At 61.4% G+C, this 18,523-nt stretch carries 21 protein-coding genes; 10 read left to right on the top strand and 11 right to left on the bottom strand.

Annotated elements, in window-relative coordinates:
* On the top strand, positions 1 to 672 hold the full coding sequence (locus AC4PS6_RS09065) for a TetR/AcrR family transcriptional regulator (protein WP_005792294.1): 672 nt from the start codon (positions 1 to 3) through the stop codon (positions 670 to 672).
* A gap of 33 nt (positions 673 to 705) precedes the next feature.
* Complete coding sequence (locus AC4PS6_RS09060; RefSeq protein WP_014720344.1) at positions 706 to 1,560, top strand: sulfurtransferase; 855 nt, start codon at positions 706 to 708, stop codon at positions 1,558 to 1,560.
* A gap of 116 nt (positions 1,561 to 1,676) precedes the next feature.
* Here AC4PS6_RS09060 and AC4PS6_RS09055 read toward each other — a convergent pair whose 3' ends face one another.
* The 4 genes from AC4PS6_RS09055 to AC4PS6_RS09040 all read right to left on the bottom strand — a co-directional run bounded on the left by AC4PS6_RS09055 (position 1,677) and on the right by AC4PS6_RS09040 (position 6,291).
* Entirely contained in the window at positions 1,677 to 2,675 is a 999-nt protein-coding gene (locus AC4PS6_RS09055; protein WP_336826821.1) for a hydrolase, read from the bottom strand.
* A 160-nt stretch (positions 2,676 to 2,835) separates the two neighbouring features.
* Positions 2,836 to 3,453: a 16S rRNA (guanine(966)-N(2))-methyltransferase RsmD gene (rsmD, locus tag AC4PS6_RS09050; RefSeq protein ID WP_014720342.1), complete on the bottom strand. Its 618-nt coding sequence runs from the start codon at positions 3,451 to 3,453 to the stop codon at positions 2,836 to 2,838.
* Positions 3,453 to 4,943 carry a M16 family metallopeptidase gene (locus AC4PS6_RS09045; protein ID WP_019817760.1) on the bottom strand — a complete coding sequence of 497 codons (1,491 nt, stop codon included), beginning with the start codon at positions 4,941 to 4,943 and terminating at the stop codon, positions 3,453 to 3,455. The genes rsmD and AC4PS6_RS09045 overlap by 1 nt, the downstream gene beginning before the upstream one ends.
* A complete protein-coding gene (locus AC4PS6_RS09040) occupies positions 4,936 to 6,291 on the bottom strand; it encodes a M16 family metallopeptidase (RefSeq protein WP_014720340.1) in 1,356 nt (451 codons plus the stop codon). The genes AC4PS6_RS09045 and AC4PS6_RS09040 overlap by 8 nt, the downstream gene beginning before the upstream one ends.
* 232 nt (positions 6,292 to 6,523) lie before the next feature.
* Between AC4PS6_RS09040 and ftsY the strand changes: the two genes are divergently transcribed.
* The 4 genes from ftsY to rpoH all read left to right on the top strand — a co-directional run bounded on the left by ftsY (position 6,524) and on the right by rpoH (position 10,596).
* Positions 6,524 to 7,924, top strand: a complete 1,401-nt coding sequence (gene ftsY, locus AC4PS6_RS09035) for a signal recognition particle-docking protein FtsY (RefSeq protein ID WP_032902274.1) — start codon at positions 6,524 to 6,526, stop codon at positions 7,922 to 7,924.
* On the top strand, positions 7,921 to 8,592 hold the full coding sequence (gene ftsE / locus AC4PS6_RS09030; protein WP_003195112.1) for a cell division ATP-binding protein FtsE: 672 nt from the start codon (positions 7,921 to 7,923) through the stop codon (positions 8,590 to 8,592). Before ftsY ends, ftsE begins: the two co-directional genes overlap by 4 nt.
* Positions 8,589 to 9,611: a permease-like cell division protein FtsX gene (gene ftsX, locus AC4PS6_RS09025; RefSeq protein ID WP_014720338.1), complete on the top strand. Its 1,023-nt coding sequence runs from the start codon at positions 8,589 to 8,591 to the stop codon at positions 9,609 to 9,611. The genes ftsE and ftsX overlap by 4 nt, the downstream gene beginning before the upstream one ends.
* Before the next feature lie 130 nt (positions 9,612 to 9,741).
* The gene (gene rpoH, locus AC4PS6_RS09020; protein ID WP_003176698.1) at positions 9,742 to 10,596 is read left to right on the top strand and encodes an RNA polymerase sigma factor RpoH; all 855 of its coding nucleotides are present in this window, start codon (positions 9,742 to 9,744) and stop codon (positions 10,594 to 10,596) included.
* Positions 10,597 to 10,784: 188 nt separating this feature from the next.
* On the opposite strand, the gene mtgA is transcribed toward rpoH, so the two are convergent.
* The gene (mtgA, locus tag AC4PS6_RS09015) at positions 10,785 to 11,507 is read right to left on the bottom strand and encodes a monofunctional biosynthetic peptidoglycan transglycosylase (protein ID WP_014720337.1); all 723 of its coding nucleotides are present in this window, start codon (positions 11,505 to 11,507) and stop codon (positions 10,785 to 10,787) included.
* A gap of 74 nt (positions 11,508 to 11,581) precedes the next feature.
* Here mtgA and AC4PS6_RS09010 point away from each other — a divergent pair, with 74 nt between their 5' ends.
* From AC4PS6_RS09010 to trmB, 4 genes are all read left to right on the top strand, one after another.
* Positions 11,582 to 11,956 carry a DUF423 domain-containing protein gene (locus tag AC4PS6_RS09010; protein WP_014720336.1) on the top strand — a complete coding sequence of 125 codons (375 nt, stop codon included), beginning with the start codon at positions 11,582 to 11,584 and terminating at the stop codon, positions 11,954 to 11,956.
* A 79-nt stretch (positions 11,957 to 12,035) separates the two neighbouring features.
* Positions 12,036 to 12,236, top strand: a complete 201-nt coding sequence (gene thiS, locus AC4PS6_RS09005) for a sulfur carrier protein ThiS (RefSeq protein ID WP_019817757.1) — start codon at positions 12,036 to 12,038, stop codon at positions 12,234 to 12,236.
* Positions 12,237 to 12,290: 54 nt separating this feature from the next.
* Entirely contained in the window at positions 12,291 to 13,085 is a 795-nt protein-coding gene (locus tag AC4PS6_RS09000; protein WP_014720334.1) for a thiazole synthase, read from the top strand.
* Positions 13,086 to 13,094: 9 nt separating this feature from the next.
* Positions 13,095 to 13,820 (top strand): tRNA (guanosine(46)-N7)-methyltransferase TrmB, encoded by a 726-nt coding sequence (gene trmB / locus AC4PS6_RS08995; protein WP_003195101.1) that lies wholly within the window; start codon positions 13,095 to 13,097, stop codon positions 13,818 to 13,820.
* A 138-nt stretch (positions 13,821 to 13,958) separates the two neighbouring features.
* On the opposite strand, the gene AC4PS6_RS08990 is transcribed toward trmB, so the two are convergent.
* Genes AC4PS6_RS08990 through metX form a run of 6 tightly spaced genes read right to left on the bottom strand, consistent with a single transcriptional unit; the run spans position 13,959 to position 18,317 of the window.
* Positions 13,959 to 14,282 carry a DUF3392 domain-containing protein gene (locus AC4PS6_RS08990; protein ID WP_003195099.1) on the bottom strand — a complete coding sequence of 108 codons (324 nt, stop codon included), beginning with the start codon at positions 14,280 to 14,282 and terminating at the stop codon, positions 13,959 to 13,961.
* Positions 14,283 to 14,301: 19 nt separating this feature from the next.
* Entirely contained in the window at positions 14,302 to 15,504 is a 1,203-nt protein-coding gene (gene hemW, locus AC4PS6_RS08985; protein WP_032902275.1) for a radical SAM family heme chaperone HemW, read from the bottom strand.
* A complete protein-coding gene (gene rdgB, locus AC4PS6_RS08980; protein ID WP_032902276.1) occupies positions 15,501 to 16,097 on the bottom strand; it encodes an RdgB/HAM1 family non-canonical purine NTP pyrophosphatase in 597 nt (198 codons plus the stop codon). The genes hemW and rdgB overlap by 4 nt, the downstream gene beginning before the upstream one ends.
* The gene (locus AC4PS6_RS08975) at positions 16,094 to 16,528 is read right to left on the bottom strand and encodes a DUF4426 domain-containing protein (RefSeq protein ID WP_014720331.1); all 435 of its coding nucleotides are present in this window, start codon (positions 16,526 to 16,528) and stop codon (positions 16,094 to 16,096) included. Before AC4PS6_RS08975 ends, rdgB begins: the two co-directional genes overlap by 4 nt.
* Before the next feature lie 21 nt (positions 16,529 to 16,549).
* Positions 16,550 to 17,170, bottom strand: a complete 621-nt coding sequence (gene metW, locus AC4PS6_RS08970; protein WP_003195091.1) for a methionine biosynthesis protein MetW — start codon at positions 17,168 to 17,170, stop codon at positions 16,550 to 16,552.
* Between the two features lie 7 nt (positions 17,171 to 17,177).
* On the bottom strand, positions 17,178 to 18,317 hold the full coding sequence (gene metX, locus AC4PS6_RS08965) for a homoserine O-succinyltransferase MetX (protein WP_020301923.1): 1,140 nt from the start codon (positions 18,315 to 18,317) through the stop codon (positions 17,178 to 17,180).
* Positions 18,318 to 18,523 lie beyond the last annotated feature (206 nt).

Raw genomic sequence — 18,523 nt, 5'->3', positions numbered from 1 at the left:
ATGGCACCACGAGTAAAGACCAGCGAGCGCATTGTGCAAACCAGCCTGGAGCTTTTTAACCAGCAGGGCGAGCGCAGTGTCAGTACCAACCACATTGCCGCCCACATGGAAATTTCCCCGGGCAACCTGTACTACCACTTCCCTAACAAGCAGGCGATCATCGCCGTGCTGTTCCGCGAATATGAAGCGTTGGTAGACAGTTTCCTGCGCCCACCCCAGGGACGCACGATGGTGGTGGAGGATAAACGCTTTTACCTGCAAGCCGTATTGGCCGGCATGTGGCGTTATCGCTTCCTGCATCGCGACCTCGAACACCTGCTGGAGAGCGACCCGGAACTGGCGACCGGCTACCGGCGTTTTTCCCAGCGTTGCCTGATCCAGGGCGGCGCGATCTACCAAGGCTTTGTCGATGCCGGCATTCTCAATATGGACCCGGTGCAAACCGAAGCCCTGACCCTGAATGCGTGGATCATCCTTACCTCGTGGGTGCGTTTTTTGTGTACCACCAATGAAAAATCCACCCACCTGAGCGCCGAGGCGATCAAGCGCGGGGTGTACCAGGTGCTGGTGCTGGAGGCGGGGTTCGTTACGCCACAGGCTAAAGAGGCGGTGGATGCCTTGTTCAAAGAGTTTTACGTGCCGTTGAATCAGGCACTGGAAGAAGTGAAGTAAGACCTTTCCCCTTTGTATGCACAGGAGTCAGTCATGCCGCTTGCCCAACTGATCAGCCCCCCGCAATTGGCCGAGCGCCAACAGTCGAGCGGGTGGGTGATCCTGGATTGCCGCTTTGCCCTGGAAGACCCGGACTACGGCTTGTGCAGTTACGCCGAAGGGCATATCGAGGGCGCGCAATACGCCGACCTTGAGCGCCACCTGAGCGGCCCGGTGACCAAGGGCGTGACCGGTCGTCATCCTTTGCCGGCGGCGGACACGTTCGCCAGGCAACTGCGGGCCTGGGGCATCAGTGCCGACACCGATGTGGTGCTGTATGACGACGGCCCCGGTGCCTACGCCGCCCGTGCCTGGTGGCTGCTGGCCTGGCTGGGCAAGCGTGATGGCGTGTTTATTCTGGATGGTGGCCTCAAGGCCTGGCATGCCGCCGGTTTCCCCTTGAGCCTGGACGCGCCTGTGGTTGCGCCAGGTACCTTCGACGGTACGCCGGATAATCGTCTGTTGCTGGATGCCGAACACCTGCAAAAACGCCTGGGCCAACCTGGCCTGACCTTGATCGACGCCCGCGCCCAGCCGCGCTTTCGTGGCGAAGTGGAGCCCATCGATCCGATTGCCGGGCATATCCCTGGTGCGCAATGTGCGGCGTTCAGTGAAAACCTGGGCAGTGATGGTCGTTTCTTGCCGGCTGATCAGCTCAAGCAACGCTTTGCCGCGCAGTTGCAAGGGCGCCCGGCTCAGGAGCTGGTGGCGTATTGCGGGTCTGGGGTGACGGCGTGCCATAACCTGTTTGCGTTGAGCCTGGCGGGGTACCCGTTGGGCAAGTTGTATGCGGGGTCGTGGAGTGAGTGGATTACCGATCCAGCCCGGGAAATTGCGCAGGGCGATTAAACGATAGGTGTGAGCACTTCATCAAAGTGTGGGAGCTGGCTTGCCTGCGATAGCAGAGTGTCAGCCACCTCAACGTTGGCTGGCCCACCGCTATCGCAGGCAAGCCAGCTCCCACACTATTGACCGTATTGGGTCTGGAGCCATTGCGGGATCCGGCGCTCCAAATAGTAACCAGGGCGCTTCAGCGAACCCTCCACAAACCCCACATGCCCGCCCTTGGCCAGCAACTCGAACTCAGTACAGTCCGACAGTTCACGCGCATCAGGCAAGCTGTGCGCAAACACAAAAGGGTCATCGGCCGCCTGGATAATCAACGTAGGCGTACGGATATTGCCCAGGTAATAGCGGCTCGATGCGCGGCGATAATAGTCTTCAGCACTGATGAAACCATGCAGCGGCGCGGTTACCCGCCCGTCGAAGTCCCAGAATGTGCGCATCTTTTCCAGGGAACCAAGGGCCTCCAGGGTTTTGAGCCCATCCTCACGACCGTCCTGCAGGAACTGGCGTTGCTTGACGCGGATGTACGTCAGCATCTCGCGCATGAAGTGCTTCTGATATACCCGCGAGAACCCCAGGCCGATGCGATCGGCGCATTGATCCAGGCGAAACGGCACCGATACCGCCGCCGCGCCCTGCAGACCCGAGGCCTTGCCGGTTTCCCCCAGATGCTTGAGCAACACATTGCCACCCAGGGAATAACCCACCGCATACAAGGGCGCCAACGGCCGCTTGGCGCGCAGATGAGCAATCGCTGCCGCCAGGTCTTCGCTGGCGCCGGAGTGATAACTGCGAGCCAGCAGGTTGGGCTCGCCCGAGCAGCCGCGCCAGTTCAACGCGGCACTGGCCCAGCCTTGGGTCGCGAGGACTTTTTGCAGGCCGGCCACATAGGGTGAATTGGACGAACCGGTCAGCCCATGCAGCACCAGCACCAAGGGCGCTTGCACGTCATGGGGGCCATGCCAGTCGAGATCGAGGAAGTCGCCATCCTCCAGCCACAGGCGCTCACGCTGACGCTCGATGTGGGTGGTCGGCCGCCACAGCGGCCCCCACAGTGTCTGCAAGTGGGGGTTGCCGAGGCCGAAGGCGGGTTTGAACAGGTCGCAAGAAGGGGTCATGACGCTCTCGGTGGCAAGTGAACTCACTGTGGCGAGCGAGCTTGCTCGCGCTGGGCCGCGTAGCGGCCCCATCAAGAACACTGCGTTTATTCAGTCGGAACACCTTGGCAGGTTTCAGGGCCGCTTCGCAGCCCAGCGGGAGCAATCTCTAGCCACACGATCAGGCGGCGTTTTCGACCAAACGATGCCACAACGCGTAATACACCCGCCCGGACTTCTGCTCCCGGTGCAGGCGCCAGCCACTTGGCAGGCCGAGCGTGGAGGGCGCGGTCTCGCTCTCAGTGTAGATCCAGGCATCCGGTGCCAGCCACTGGCGTTCTTCCAGCAGAGTGCAGACGGCCGGTAGCAGGTTCTGGTTGAACGGTGGGTCGAGGAACACTACATCGTATTCAGTCGCCGCCTGGGTTTCCAGGTAGCGCAGCGCGTCGGCCGTCTGCACCTGGCCGGTGGTGCAACGCAGCGTGCCCAGGTGCTCCTTGAGGCTGGACACCGCCACATTGCTGGCGTCCAGCGCCTGGCCCTGGGCCGCGCCACGGGACAGCGCCTCCAGGAACAGCGCGCCGCTGCCGGCGAACGGGTCCAGCACTTTGGCCCCGCCTATGTACGGCGCGAGCCAGTTGAACAGGGTTTCACGCACGCGATCAGGCGTCGGGCGCAGGCCCACAACGTCGGGGAAGCTCAGCTTGCGGCTGCCCCATTCACCGCCAATGATGCGCAGTTGGCCCACACCGTTATGCACGTTGTGGACAGGTTTTTTCGGGCGAGATGAACTGGCCATTAATGCTCCGGAACCCCGAGCGGCTGCTCGGCAGGTTTATCAGTGGGGGGCGGTAGTGGCTTTTGCGCAATCGTCGGGCCGGCGGTCACGATGACCATCTTGTCGGCGCTCAAGTGTTTGTTCATTGCAGCCTTGACCTGATCGACGGTCAGGGCCTGGGATTGTTTCATGAAATCTTCCAGATAGCTCAGCGGCAGGTTGTAGAAACCCATGGCACCCAACTGCCCGACGATATCGGCGTTGCTGGCGGTGGACAGCGGGAAGCTGCCGGCCAGCTCGCGCTTGGCGTCATCCAGTTCCTTTTGCGTCGGGCCGGTCTTGAGGTAGTCAGCCAATACGTCCTCCACCAGGCGCAAGGTGCCACCGCTCATTTCGGCGCGGGTCTGCAGGTTGATCATGAACGGGCCGCGCACCTGCATCGGTGAGAAACCGGAATACACGCCGTAGGTCAGGCCGCGCTTTTCACGCACTTCGCTCATCAAGCGAGTGCCGAAGCCACCGCCGCCGAGGATCTGGTTACCCAGGGACAAGGCTGCGTAATCCGGGTCGGCACGGTCGATGCCCAACTGCGCAAACAGCAGGTGGGTTTGCTTGGACGGGAACTCGATACGGCTCAGGCCGGCTTTTGGCTCGGTCGGCTGGGCGATCTTGGCCATCGCCGGCCCCTTGGGCAGCGAGGCGGAGACCTTGGCCGTCATGGCTTCGGCTTCGGCGCGGGTCAGGTCGCCCACTACTGCAATTACCGCGTTACCCGCCGCATAGGCCTTGGCGTGGAACGCCTGCAACTGCGCCAGGGTAATCTTCGGCACGCTCTCGGGGGTGCCTTCGCTCGGGTGCGCGTAAGGGTGGTCGCCGTACAGGCGCTTGAACAGCTCGATGCTCGCCAGTTTGCCGGGGTTCTGCTTCTGGTACTCGAAACCGGCCAGGATCTGGTTCTTGATGCGTGCCAGCGAGTCTGCCGGGAATGTCGGCTGGCCGATCACCTGGTTGAACAGTGACAGGGCGGCGTCGCGCTTGGCGCTGTCGCTCAGGCTGCGCAGGGTCACCAGCGCCATGTCGCGGTAGGCGCCGTTGCCAAAGTCGGCCCCCAGGCCTTCGAACCCGCTGGCGATCTGGCTGACATCCTTGCCCGGCACGCCTTCGTTGAGCATGGCGTTGGTCATCAGTGCCAGGCCTGGCACGTCGCCATCCTGGCTGCTGCCGGCGGCGAACAGCAGGCGCATGTCGAACATCGGCAGTTCATGGGCTTCGACGAACAGCACCTTGGCGCCTTCGGTGGTGGTCCAGGTTTGTACGTCGAGCTTGCGGTTGGTCGGTGCCTTGCCATCCAGTTCCGCCAGGGATTGCAGGGTGCTGGCCGTTTGAGCCTTGTCCAGGGCCTGGCTGGCGACCGACTCGCTGGGGCGCAAGAAGTAAACGGCGCTGGCCGCCATCAGGGTGACGGCGATCAGGCCGGGCAGGATCAGGCGGCTGTTTTTGCGATCACTCATGAGCGGTCTCCTCAGGCAAAACATGGGCGACGCTCAGACGTTCGCGGGTGAAATAAGTGCGTGCGGCCTTCTGGATGTCTTCCGGGGTCACGCTTTGCAGGTCGGCAAGCTCGGTGTCCATGAGTTTCCAGGACAGGCCGACCGTTTCCAGGGAGCCGATGGCCGTGGCCTGGCTGGTGATGGAATCACGCTGGTACACCAGGCCGGCAATCACCTGGGCACGGATGCGCTCCAGTTCTTCGGCGGTCGGCGGCTTGGCCTTCAACTCATCGAGCAGGCGCCACAGGCCGGCTTCGGCCTGGGCCACGGTTTTCTTCTTCTGCTGGTTCGGCGTGGCCGAGAGGGTAAACAGGCTGTCGCCACGGGTGTAGGCGTCGTAGTTGGTGGAAGCCGCGGACACCAGTTCCTCACCGCGTTCCAGTTGCTCGGAGATCCGTGCACTGTAGCCGCCGTCCAGCAGGGCCGAGATCAGGCGCAGGGCCTGCACCGAACGTTTGTCTTCAGCGGTGGCCAGGCCGGGCACGTTGAAGCCCAGGATCACACTCGGAAGTTGGGTCTGCACGTGCAGGGTCAGCAGGCGCTCGCCGGGCTCGGCCAGTTCCATCGGGATTTTTGCCGGCGGCACGTCACGCTTGGGGATCGGGCCGAAGTAACGTTGGGCGAGGTTTTTCACCTCGTCCGGGGTCACGTCGCCGACCACCACCAGAGTGGCGTTGTTCGGCACGTACCAGGATTGGTACCAGTGGCGCAGTTCCTCGACCTTCATGCGGTCCAGGTCGGCCATCCAGCCAATGGTCGGCGTGTGGTAGCCACTGGCCGGGAACGCCATGGCCTTGAAGCGCTCGAACGCCTTGGACATGGGGTTATCGTCGGTGCGCAGGCGGCGTTCTTCTTTGATTACCTCGATTTCACGGCTGAACTCGTCGGCCGGCAGGCGCAGGCTGGCCATGCGGTCGGCTTCCAGCTCAAAGGCTACGCCCAGGCGGTCACGGGCCAATACCTGGTAATACGCGGTGTAGTCGTCGCTGGTGAACGCATTTTCTTCGGCGCCCAGGTCGCGCAGGATCAGCGAGGCTTCGCCGGGGCCGACCTTGGCGCTGCCCTTGAACATCATGTGTTCCAGGGCGTGGGACAAACCGGTCTGGCCCGGGGTTTCGTAGCTTGAGCCAACCTTGTACCAGACCTGGGAAACCACCACCGGCGCGCGATGATCTTCGCGCACGACCACTTTAAGGCCGTTATCGAGGGTGAATTCATGGGTGGGTTGTGGATCGGCAGCCAAAGCTGAGAGAGGCAGACAAACTGTGCTGAACAGCAGGCCTGCGGCGCGGCGGGCTAGAGCATTCATTCGTTTTTAAACCTGTTGGGCTGCCCGCTTGGTCTTAGCGTCGGCGGGCGAGGAGGTGCTAGGATACTGGTCCGACTTAAGGACGGCCACTGCGGCTGTCTTGTGAAGGCCCTATTTAGGCCTTACAAAATGTTGCGCATGAACGAGCTGGCTAAAAAACAGTCTGTTACGCATCGAATTTTATTTACCGGCGCACCCTGTGGCGCGTCGCTACCTTGAGATAGCCGTCTCCATGTTTGGTTCCAACGACGACAAGAAGACCCCAGCTGCGGCTGGCGAGAAGAAAGGCCTGTTCGGATGGCTGCGCAAAAAGCCGCAGGAACCCGTCGTCGAACAGCCGCAGGTTCACGCTGAACCGACCCCTGAACCCGTAATAGAAGCCGAACCGGTTGCCGAGACGCCAGTTCCGGTGGTGTTACCGATGGCTGAGCCGGTGTTGCAGCCGGTCGTCGAGGCCGAGCCGGAACCTGAGCCTGAGCCTGAGCACAAGCCCTGGTTAGAGCTGCCCGTGGCCGAAGAACCCGTGGCATTGGTTGAGGATGTTCAGGCCGAGCACGTCGTGCCGCCGATTCCTGCAGTGGTTGAGCCGGCGCCGGTAGAGGTTGTGGCTGAAATACCGCCCGTCGTTGAAGTGTCCGCACCGGTTGTCGCTGCACCTGCCGCTATCGAGCCAGAGCCTGTCGTCGCCACCACCGAAACCAGCAAAACCGGATTCTTTGCACGCCTCAAGCAGGGCCTGAGCAAGACCAGCGCCAGTATTGGCGAAGGCATGGCCAGCCTGTTCCTGGGCAAGAAAGTCATTGATGACGAGTTGCTCGAAGACATCGAGACCCGCCTGCTCACCGCCGACGTGGGCGTCGAAGCCACCGCCGTGATCATCCAGAGCCTGACGCAGAAGGTCGCGCGCAAGCAGTTGACCGACGCCGATGCGCTGTACAAATCCCTGCAGGCTGAGCTGGCCGCCATGCTCAAACCGGTTGAAGCGCCGCTGGTGATCACGCCGAAAAAGCCGTTCGTCATCCTCGTTGTAGGGGTTAATGGCGCTGGCAAGACCACCACCATCGGCAAGCTGGCCAAGAAGCTGCAAGGTGAAGGCAAGAAAGTCATGCTCGCCGCCGGTGACACCTTCCGTGCCGCCGCCGTCGAGCAGTTGCAGGTGTGGGGCGAGCGCAACAAGATCCCGGTGATCGCCCAGCACACCGGCGCCGACTCGGCTTCGGTGATCTTCGATGCCGTGCAGGCCGCCAAGGCCCGTAACATTGACGTGCTGATCGCCGACACCGCCGGTCGCCTGCACACCAAAGACAACTTGATGGAAGAGCTGAAGAAAGTGCGCCGCGTGATCGGCAAGCTCGACGCCGATGCACCCCATGAAGTCCTGCTGGTGCTCGACGCCGGTACTGGCCAGAACGCCATCAGCCAGGCCAAGCAATTCAACCAGACGGTGCAGCTGACCGGCCTGGCATTGACTAAGCTCGACGGCACGGCCAAGGGCGGTGTGATTTTCGCCCTGGCCAAACAGTTCGGGTTGCCGATTCGTTATATCGGCGTCGGTGAAGGCATCGACGACCTGCGCACCTTTGAAGCCGAACCCTTTGTACAGGCACTGTTTGCCGAGCGGGAGCGTTCATGATTCGATTCGAACAGGTCGGTAAACGCTATGCCAACGGGCATGTGGGCTTGCATGAGCTGAGCTTTCGAGTGCGTCGCGGCGAATTCTTGTTTGTCACCGGCCATTCGGGCGCAGGCAAAAGTACGCTGTTGCGCCTGCTGCTGGCCATGGAACGCCCGACTACCGGCAAGTTGCTGCTGGCGGGCCAGGACCTGGCCACTATCAGCAATGCGCAAATTCCATTCCTGCGCCGCCAGATCGGCGTGGTGTTCCAGAACCACCAGTTGCTGTTCGACCGTACGGTGTTCAACAACGTGGCCCTGCCGTTGCAGATCCTCGGGCTGTCCAAGGCCGAGATCGTCAAACGCGTGGACTCGGCCCTGGAACGCGTGGCCTTGTCGGACAAGACCGACCTCTTCCCCGGCGACCTGTCCACCGGCCAGCAACAGCGTGTCGGTATCGCCCGCGCCATCGTCCATCGCCCGGCTTTGCTGCTGGCGGACGAGCCCACCGGTAACCTCGACCCGCGCCTGGCGGCCGAGATTATGGGGGTGTTCGAAGACATCAACCGCCTGGGCACCAGCGTCTTGATCGCCAGCCACGACCTGGCCCTGATTGCCCGCATGCGCCATCGCATGCTCACCCTGCAACGCGGCCGCCTGATCGGCGATGGGGAGGCTGGCGTATGAGTGCTACACGCAGCCCTAAAGTATCCGAACGGGTGGCTCCGAAGCCGGCCGACCCGCAACCGAAAAAGAAAAAACACGACGAAGACGACGGCCCGGACTTCGGCACCCTGGTGCACGCCTGGATCGAAAGCCACCGCGCCAGCCTGCTGGACAGCCTGCGTCGCCTGGGCAAGCAGCCGATCGGCAGCTTTTTCACCTGCCTGGTCATGGCCGTGGCCTTGAGCCTGCCGATGGGCTTGTCGCTGTTGCTTAATAACGTGGAGCGCCTGGGCGGTTCCTGGCAGCGGGCGGCGCAGATTTCGCTGTACCTGAACCTGGACACCAGCAGCAAGGAGGGCGAAGCGCTGCGTGACGACATCAAGAACATCCCGGGGGTAGCCGAGGCCGAGTACATCAGCCGCGACCAGGCTCTCGAAGAGTTCCAGCAGCAATCGGGCCTGGGCGAGGCGCTCAAGGAGCTGCCGCAGAACCCGCTGCCGGGCGTGGTGCTGGTAACGCCGAACGAGGTCGACAAGCCGGCGCTGGAAGCCCTGCGACAAAAACTCGCAGGGATGCCGAAGGTGCAACAGGCCCAACTTGATCTAGTCTGGGTAGAGCGCCTGGCCGCGATCCTCAAGCTGGGCGACCGCTTTGTGTTCGGCCTGACGGTGTTATTAGTGTCTGCATTACTTTTGGTGATAGGTAATACCATTCGTCTTCATATTGAAAACCGTCGCACCGAGATAGAAGTGATTAAACTGGTGGGCGGCACAGACAGCTATGTGCGTCGGCCTTTCCTGTACATGGGCGCGCTGTATGGCCTGGGTGCGGGGGTCTTGTCCTGGGGCGTACTGGCGTTTGGCCTGGATTGGTTGAACGACGCGGTTGTCGGCCTGGCGGGGCTCTACGGCAGTGATTTCGCGTTGGCCGGTGTGCCGGTAGCCGATGGTCTGAGTCTCTTGCTTGGCGCGGTGTTGTTGGGGTATATCGGTGCGTGGATTGCGGTGGCACGGCATTTACGTGAGCTGGCGCCGAAGTAGTTAATGCCAGATTAATGTGGTTTCGTTTGTATTGACCGTATCAGCGGTTTAGGGAACTTGTCCTACGGTTCCCAGGTCAATTTTCGCAGTGCTGAACTGCACGAGTTATGTGAGTCGGAGGTTTTTTCGTATGACCACTTCTTTGCAACCTGCTTATGCCTTGGTCCCGGGTGCGAACCTGGAAGCCTATGTGCACACGGTCAACAGCATTCCATTGCTGACGCCCGAGCAGGAGCGTGAACTGGCCGAGAGTCTCTACTATGAGCAGGATTTGGGGGCGGCTCGGCAGATGGTGCTCGCCCACCTGCGTTTTGTCGTACATATCGCCCGTAGCTATAGCGGTTACGGTCTGGCCCAGGCCGACCTGATTCAGGAAGGCAACGTAGGCCTGATGAAGGCTGTGAAGCGCTTCAACCCTGAAATGGGCGTGCGCCTGGTGTCGTTTGCCGTGCACTGGATCAAGGCGGAAATCCACGAGTTCATCCTGCGCAACTGGCGCATCGTGAAAGTGGCCACCACCAAGGCCCAGCGCAAGCTGTTCTTCAACCTGCGCAGCCAGAAAAAACGCCTGGCGTGGCTGAACAACGAAGAAGTCCACCGCGTGGCCGAAAGCCTCGGTGTGGAGCCCCGTGAAGTGCGCGAGATGGAAAGCCGCCTGACCGGCCATGACATGGCCTTCGACCCAGCCGCCGAAGCGGATGACGACAGCGCCTTCCAATCGCCGGCCAACTATCTGGAAGACCACCGGTACGATCCGGCGCGTCAACTGGAGGACGCCGACTGGAGCGACAACTCCAACCACAACCTGCACGAAGCGCTGGAAGTGCTGGACGACCGCAGCCGTGACATTCTCTACCAGCGTTGGCTGGCAGAAGAAAAAGCCACGCTGCACGACCTGGCGCAGAAGTACAACGTGTCGGCAGAGCGGATTCGTCAGCTTGAGAAAAGCGCGATGAACAAGCTGAAGTTGTCGATCGCCGCTTAAAACGCAGCGAACAAAAAATGCCCCGGTCGAAAGATCGGGGCATTTTTGTATGTGTTCGAAAAGTCTCAAGTACAACTCGGTTTAATGTGGGAGCTGGCTTGCCTGCGATGAGGCCGTGTCAGATGAAGCATGGGTTACTGACCCACCGCTATCGCAGGCAAGCCAGCTCCCACAGGTCTCGTATTGTGTCAGTCGGACCAGGGTGCCTTTCGAGAGTTGTTCAGCTCCACCAGGTAACCCTCCCCACCCAACTGGCTCATCTGCTGGCGAATCCACGCCGCTCGCCGTGCCACATAGGCGGTCGGATGACTGGCACTCCACACCCGTGGATTGGGCAACACCGCCGCCAGGTAACTGGCCTGCTGCCGCGAAAGCCCCTTGGCACTTACGCCAAAATGGTGCCGCGCCGCCGCCTCTGCGCCAAACACACCTTCATCCCATTCCACGCTGTTGAGGTACACCTCAAGAATCCGCTGCTTGGGCCATAACACTTCGATCAAACCGGTAAACCACGCCTCCAGGCCTTTGCGCAAATAGCTGCGCCCGGCCCACAGGAACAGGTTTTTCGACACCTGTTGGCTCAAGGTGCTGGCACCGCGAATCGAGCCGCCGCGTTCGTTGTGCAGAATCGCCGCCTGGATCGCGCCGAAATCAAAACCCCAATGTTGCGGGAAGCGCTGGTCTTCACCGGCCATCACCGCCACTTTAAGGTCGTCGGAGATTTCATCCCACGGCACCCAGCTGCGTTGCAGGTCGATAGGCTCACCGTCAACCCAGGACTCGACCTTGCGCTCCACCATCAGCGCAGTGAACGGTGGCGGCACCACACGAAACAGCAGCACCAGCAACACACTGCCGATGGCAAACCATTTCACGACGTTGAGAAAGCGTTTGAAGAGGACACGCAGCATAGAGATGGCTTGGCCGAACCCGTTGAGCGGGCCATTATACAGACCCTGCCCGATGAGTCTGACTGGAGTTCCCCATGCTGCGTAGCTTTCTGATGCTGGCTGCCTTTTTCGGCTTTACCGGCGTTGCGCTGGGCGCTTTCGCCGCCCACGGCCTGAAAAACCGCCTGAGCGCCGACTACCTGGCGATCTTCCATACCGGCGTGACCTACCAGTTGGTGCATGCCCTGGCACTGTTCGGCGTGGCCTTGCTGGCGGCGCATATTCCGGGCCGGTTGGTCACCTGGGCGGGTATTTCGTTTACCGTCGGTATCCTGCTGTTCTCGGGCAGCCTGTATGTGCTGACGATGACCGGCATCAGTAAACTGGGGATCATCACGCCGTTTGGCGGGCTGGCGTTCCTGCTCGGCTGGTTCTTCCTGGGCCTGGCGGCGTGGCGTTTGCAGCTTTGACCGCTTGACGCTTGGAGCTGACCTTCAGGTTCCAATCGCGCTAGAATGCGGGCCCCTAAAAACGATGGCGGCCCGTGGCATGCGCATTCAGTTGAACGGCGAACCCTTTGAACTGCCCGACGGCGAAACCGTTGCGGCCCTGCTGACCCGTCTGGACCTGACCGGGCGTCGCGTCGCAGTGGAGCTCAACCTGGATATCGTCCCGCGTAGCCAGCACGCCGAGACTGTGCTCACCGAAGGTGACCAGATCGAAGTGGTCCACGCCATCGGCGGCGGCTAGCCCGCCACGGCCGCAACGCATTCTGCAGAACCTCATCCAACCAGAGGATTTCCCATGAGCATCGTTCGTAGCGACAAGCCTTTCGTCCTGGCCGGTCGTACCTACCAGTCCCGTCTGCTGGTCGGCACCGGCAAGTACCGCGACATGGAAGAAACCCGCCTGGCCATCGAAGCCTCGGGTGCCGAGATCGTCACCTTCGCCGTACGCCGCACCAACCTCGGCCAGATCGAGGGCGAGCCGAACTTGCTCGAAGTGCTGTCGCCGGAGCGCTACACCTTTTTGCCAAACACTGCTGGCTGCTACGACGCCATCGAAGCCGTGCGCACCTGCCGCCTGGCCCGTGAGCTGCTCGACGGCCACAACCTGGTGAAGCTGGAAGTGCTGGCCGACCAGAAAACCCTGTTCCCCAATGTGATCGAAACCCTCAAGGCCGCCGAGACCTTGGTCAAGGAAGGCTTCGACGTGATGGTCTACACCAGCGATGACCCGATCATCGCCCGTCAGTTGGCAGAAATCGGCTGCATCGCGGTGATGCCGCTGGCTGGTCTGATCGGTTCCGGCCTGGGCATCTGCAATCCGTATAACCTGCAGATCATCCTCGAAGAAGCCAAGATCCCGGTATTGGTGGATGCGGGTGTGGGCACTGCCTCCGATGCGACCATCGCCATGGAACTGGGCTGCGACGCGGTGCTGATGAACTCGGCCATTGCCCATGCCCAGCAACCAATCATGATGGCCCAAGCCATGAACCACGCCATCGTCGCGGGCCGCCTGGCCTACCTCGCCGGGCGCATGCCGAAAAAACTCTATGCCAGCGCCTCTTCGCCGCTGGATGGTCTGATCAAGTAAGAGCTATTGATGACTGAATCAAACGAAACGCCGAACACCGTGGAAGAGGGCGACGAGTCCAAGCACCGCCGCATCAAGAGTTTTGTGATGCGCGCCGGCCGCATGACCGAAGGCCAGCAAAAGGGCCTGGAACAGGGCACGCCGCTGTTCGTACTGCCCCTGGCCGATGCGCCGGTGGACTATGACCAAGTGTTCGGCCGTTCGGCCCCGCGCTCCCTGGAAATCGGTTTCGGCATGGGCCATTCCCTGCTGGAAATGGCCGCAGCCGCGCCGGAGCAGGATTTCATCGGTGTGGAAGTGCACCGCCCAGGCGTCGGCGCACTGCTCAACGGTGTGCTGACCCAAGGCCTGAAAAACCTGCGGGTCTACGACTGCGACGCGATTGAAGTGCTCAACCGCTGCATCGCCGACAACAGCCTCGACCGCCTGATGCTGTTCTTCCCCGACCCATGGCACAAGGCTCGTCACCACAAGCGCCGTATCGTCCAGGCGTCTTTCGCAGAGCTGGTGCGCAGCAAGCTGAAAGTGGGCGGCATCCTGCACATGGCCACCGACTGGGAACCGTACGCGGAATACATGCTGGAAGTGATGAACGTCGCCCCCGGCTACCGCAACCTGGCCGAAGACGGCAAATGCGTGCCACGCCCGGCCGAGCGGCCGATCACCAAGTTCGAACGCCGTGGCGAGCGGTTGGGGCATGGGGTGTGGGATTTGAAGTTCGAGAAGCTGGCTTAAACAGTCATCAGCTTGAAACGCAATCAAATGTGGGAGCTGGCTTGCCTGCGATAACATCACCTCGGTATCACTGATACACCGAGGTGTCTGTATCGCAGGCAAGCCAGCTCCCACATGTGTTTTGTAGTGCCTGCTGGGTCAGCGGCGGTCTGCTACCACGCCAATCAACACCAGCACCACGATCAACACCGGCGCCAGGCTGTAGTTATTGAACTGGCTCAATCCCCGCACAATCCACGGCGTAGCGTAGATCAACGCCGCACCACTGCCGATCAGGCACAGCAGGGCCATCAAGGGTACGCGCAAGGCGCCGGCGATGCTGCCCAGGCGTGCTTCGACCCAGCCCTTGATGTCGGCGCCGAACAGCACCAGCAAACAGCCCACAAGGGCCAACGAGATTTCCGACAGGTTGCTACGGCTCCAGCGGGATACGGTGGCGAGCAGGTCGAGTACCAGATCCATTCGATTTCCTTAAGAGCTATCAGCTCAAAAACTTCTGCAACAGGTCATTGAGAAAGAGTTGCCCGCGGTCGGTGGCCGCCAGGCGTGACGGTTCGACCTGCATTAATCCACTTTGTTCTGCGTCGCGGCGGCCTTCATCGAGGCTCGCCAGATCGAGGCCGGTGCGCTCGGCGTAGAGCTTGGCATCAACCCCTTCGGTGAGGCGCAGCGCGTTCATCAGGAACTCGAACGGCAGTTCATCGTTGGTCAGTTCTTTCGCGCCGGCCTGGAAGCTTTTGGCCGGGTTGAGGTAGTCCTTTGGTGCACGGGTTTTCCAGGTGCGGATGATGCGCCCGTCCGGGTGGCTGAGCTTGCCGTGGGCGCCGGCGCCTATGCCGATAAAGTCGCCAAAGCTCCAGTAATTGAGGTTATGCCGCGCCGGCCGCCCCGGTTGGGCGTAGGCCGAGACTTCATATTGTGCGTAACCGTGTTCGGCGAGCAGTGCCTGGCCGGCTTCCTGGATATCCCACAGCGTGTCGTCTTCCGGCAGCGCGGGTGGCTGGTTCCAGAACACGGTATTGGGTTCCAGGGTCAGTTGGTACCAGGACAGGTGCGTGGGCTTGAGTGCAATGGCCTGGCGCAGGTCGCCCAAGGCGTCCTCCAGGGACTGGTTGGGCAAGCCGTGCATCAAATCCAGGTTGAAATTATCGAACCCAGCCTGACGCGCCATACCGGCTGCGCGCACGGCTTCATCGCCATTGTGGATGCGGCCCAGAGCTTCAAGCTTCTCTTGCTGGAAGCTCTGGATGCCGATGGACAGGCGATTGATCCCCAGCTTGCGGTACGCCACGAACTTCTCTTGTTCGAACGTCCCGGGGTTGGCTTCCAGGGTGATCTCGATATCGTCGGTAAACGGGATACGCGTTTGAACGCCCTTGAGCAGGCGGCCCAGTGCAGCAGCGCTGAACAGGCTGGGCGTGCCGCCGCCAAAGAAGATCGAACTCAGTTTACGGCCATACACGGCGTGCAGGTCTTGGTCCAGGTCGGCCAGCAGGGCGTCCACGTACTCTTCTTCCGGCAGCACTTTGCTGGCGGTGTGGGAGTTGAAGTCGCAATACGGGCATTTGCGCACGCACCACGGGATATGGATGTACAGCGCCAGGGGCGGCAGATGGGGCAGGGCCGCCCGTGGTGTTTGCGCGCCACCGTGGATCAGCGGCTGCGCAGAGGTGTTCTGGGTCATTTCAAGCCCAGGCGCTGGCGCAGCAACGCCATGGCGCGGGCGCGGTGGCTGATCTGGTTCTTGTCGGCCGGGCTCAGTTCGGCGCTGGAGACATTGCGCTCCGGCACCCAGAACAGCGGGTCATAGCCAAACCCATGCTCACCGCTGGCGGCTTGCAGGATGCGCCCTTGCCACAGGCCTTCACACAGAATCGGCAACGGGTCATCGGCATGCCGCACCAGGGCCAGCACGCAGACGAACTGCGCACCACGCTCGGCCTCCGGCACGTCCTTGAGGGCGTCGAGCAGCTTGGCGTTGTTGGCTGCGTCGCCCTTGCCGTCGGCGTAACGGGCGGAGTAGATGCCAGGGGCGCCGCCGAGGAAGTCCACGGCCAGGCCCGAATCATCCGCTAGGGCCGGCAGGCCAGAGATACGCGCAGCATTGCGGGCCTTGAGGATGGCATTCTCGACGAACGACAGGCCGGTCTCTTCCGGTTCGACCTGGCTGAACTCGCCAATCGAACGCAGGTGCACAGACTCACCGAGCATGGCTTGCAGTTCTTTGAGTTTGCCGGCGTTGTGGCTGGCGAGTACGAGTTGGGTAAGGTTCATCATTCGGCCGGGAACAGTTCTTGGTTGAATTGGAAACCGTGGGCCTTGCCGCCGGTTTCAACGTTGATGGTAAACGTCTTGTATTCCCGCTGGGTCACCGAGTAGGGCGCGAGGTAGCTGATGCCGCTTTTCTCTTCGATCTGCTTGAACGTCAGGATCTCGCTCTTGCCGCCCAAATCCTTGACCGTGCCAGTGACTTGCGCGGCCACCGGGCTTACGCCCTTGATCACGGTCACGTTGATCAACCCCTTCTCCTTGCTGCGCACCACACCGACTTTTTGGGCGGTCTCAGCGGGCAGGAAGCTTGAAGTGAAGGTGTTGTAATGAACGGTGATATCGCCGAAGTCTTTTTTGCGATTAGCGTCGATAGCGTCGGCGGCCATGGCGCTGGCGCCCAGGCATGCGGTCAATAGAAAAATAGCCAAACGACTCATGAACGTCCCTCTTGAAGATGATTAGACGGCAACTTTGTGGTCGGTCAGGCCAGGGCTGCTGACCCGGTAGATACCAATTTCGCCCAACAGGTTGGGCCATAGCTTACTCGCCCAGCCGTGGCGGTGCTGTTGATCGACGGCAAGGCGGTTGATCACCTTGGCTTCACGCTCGCCACACAGGGCTTCGAAGTCTTCGAAGGTGCAGAAGTGGATGTTCGGCGTGTTGTACCAGGTGTACGGCAGGAAGTCGGAGACCGGCATGCGCCCCTTGGTGGCCAGGTACCAGCGGCAGCGCCAGTGGCCAAAGTTGGGAAAGGTGATGATGCATTGGCGGCCCACGCGCAGCATTTCGTCGAGGATGCGGTCCGGGTAGTGCACCGCTTGCAGGGCTTGGGTCATCACCACGATATCGAAGCTGTTGCTGGCAAAGTTGCCCAGGCCCTTGTCCAGGTCCTGCTCGATCACGTTGATGCCCTTGGCCACGCACTGGGCGATGTTATCCGGGTCGTTTTCCAGGCCGTAGCCGGTGACTTGCTTGTGGTCACGCAGCCAGCTCAGCAATTCGCCATCGCCGCAGCCCAGGTCGAGCACGCGGCTGCCGGCGGGGATCCAGTCTTGGATGATTTCCAGGTCGGCTCTCATGGCGTTCTCACAGTGCGATTCGGTTCATGTAGTTGCTAAAGGCCTGCAGGTAACGCGGGATCGGAATCAGGAAGGCGTCGTGGCCTTGCGGTGCATCGATCTCCAGGTAGCAGACGTCTTTCTTGGCGGCCATCAGGGCATCCACCAGCTCACGGGAGCGTGCCGGCGAAAAGCGCCAGTCGGTGGTGAACGACATCACGCAGAACTGGGCCGTGGCGTGCTCGAAGGTTTTTGCCAGGTCGTCATCGTGGTTGGCGGCCGGGTCGAAGTAGTCCAGAGCCTTGGTCATCAGTAGGTAGGTGTTGGCGTCAAAGCGCCCCGAGAATTCCTCGCCCTGATAACGCAGGTAGCTTTCCACCTGGAACTCGACGCTGTGGAAGTCGTAGTTGAGCTTCTCGCTCTTGAGGCCACGGCCGAATTTCTCGCCCATGGAATCGTCGGACAGGTAGGTGATGTGGCCGACCATCCGCGCCAGCATCAAGCCGCGCTTGGGGATCACGCCCGCTTCCTGGAACGAACCGCCGTGGAACTCGGGGTCGGTGAGGATCGCCTGGCGCGCCACTTCGTTGAAGGCGATGTTCTGCGCCGACAACTTGGGCGCCGAGGCGATGGCCAGGCAATGACGCACGCGGTCTGGGTAAGTGATGGTCCATTGCAGGGCCTGCATGCCGCCCAGGCTGCCACCAATCACGGCGGCCCACTGGCTGATGCCCAGCAGGTCGGCGAGGCGTGCCTGGCTGTGCACCCAGTCCTCTACCGTCAGCACTGGGAAGTCGGCGCCGAACGGTTTGCCGGTTTCCGGGTTGAGGCTGCTGGGGCCGGTGGAGCCGTTGCAGCCGCCGAGGTTGTTCAGGCTGACCACAAAGAACTTATTGGTGTCGATGGGCTTGCCGGGGCCGATGCAACTGTCCCACCAGCCGGGCTTGCGGTCGTCAACGCTATGGAAGCCGGCGGCGTGATGATGGCCGGATAAGGCATGGCAGATCAGCACGGCGTTGCTCGCCGTGGCGTTCAGTTGGCCATAGGTTTCGTAGATCAGGTCGTAGGCTGGCAACGAACGGCCGCAGGCCAGGGCCAGGGGTTCGCTGAAATGCGCCACTTGTGGCACGACCAGTCCAACAGAATCGGGGGGGAAGGCAGCTGGCATCGACCCTGCTCTCGTTTAAATGAGGCGTAAGTCTAAAGAGCGGGGACCCTAGCGGCAAGCAATGGTCGGGGGTTAGCGTGATCGTTCCCACGCTCCGCGTGGGAATGCCTCTTGGGACGTTCTGCGTCCTGCCCTGGTGACGCGGAGCGTCACGGGCTGCATTCCCACGCAGAGCGTGGGAATGATCAGCACAAGCCATGCTATCG

Source organism: Pseudomonas sp. DW-iso17 (assembly GCF_058725345.1).
This window is presented reverse-complemented; position numbering and strand designations above follow the sequence as displayed.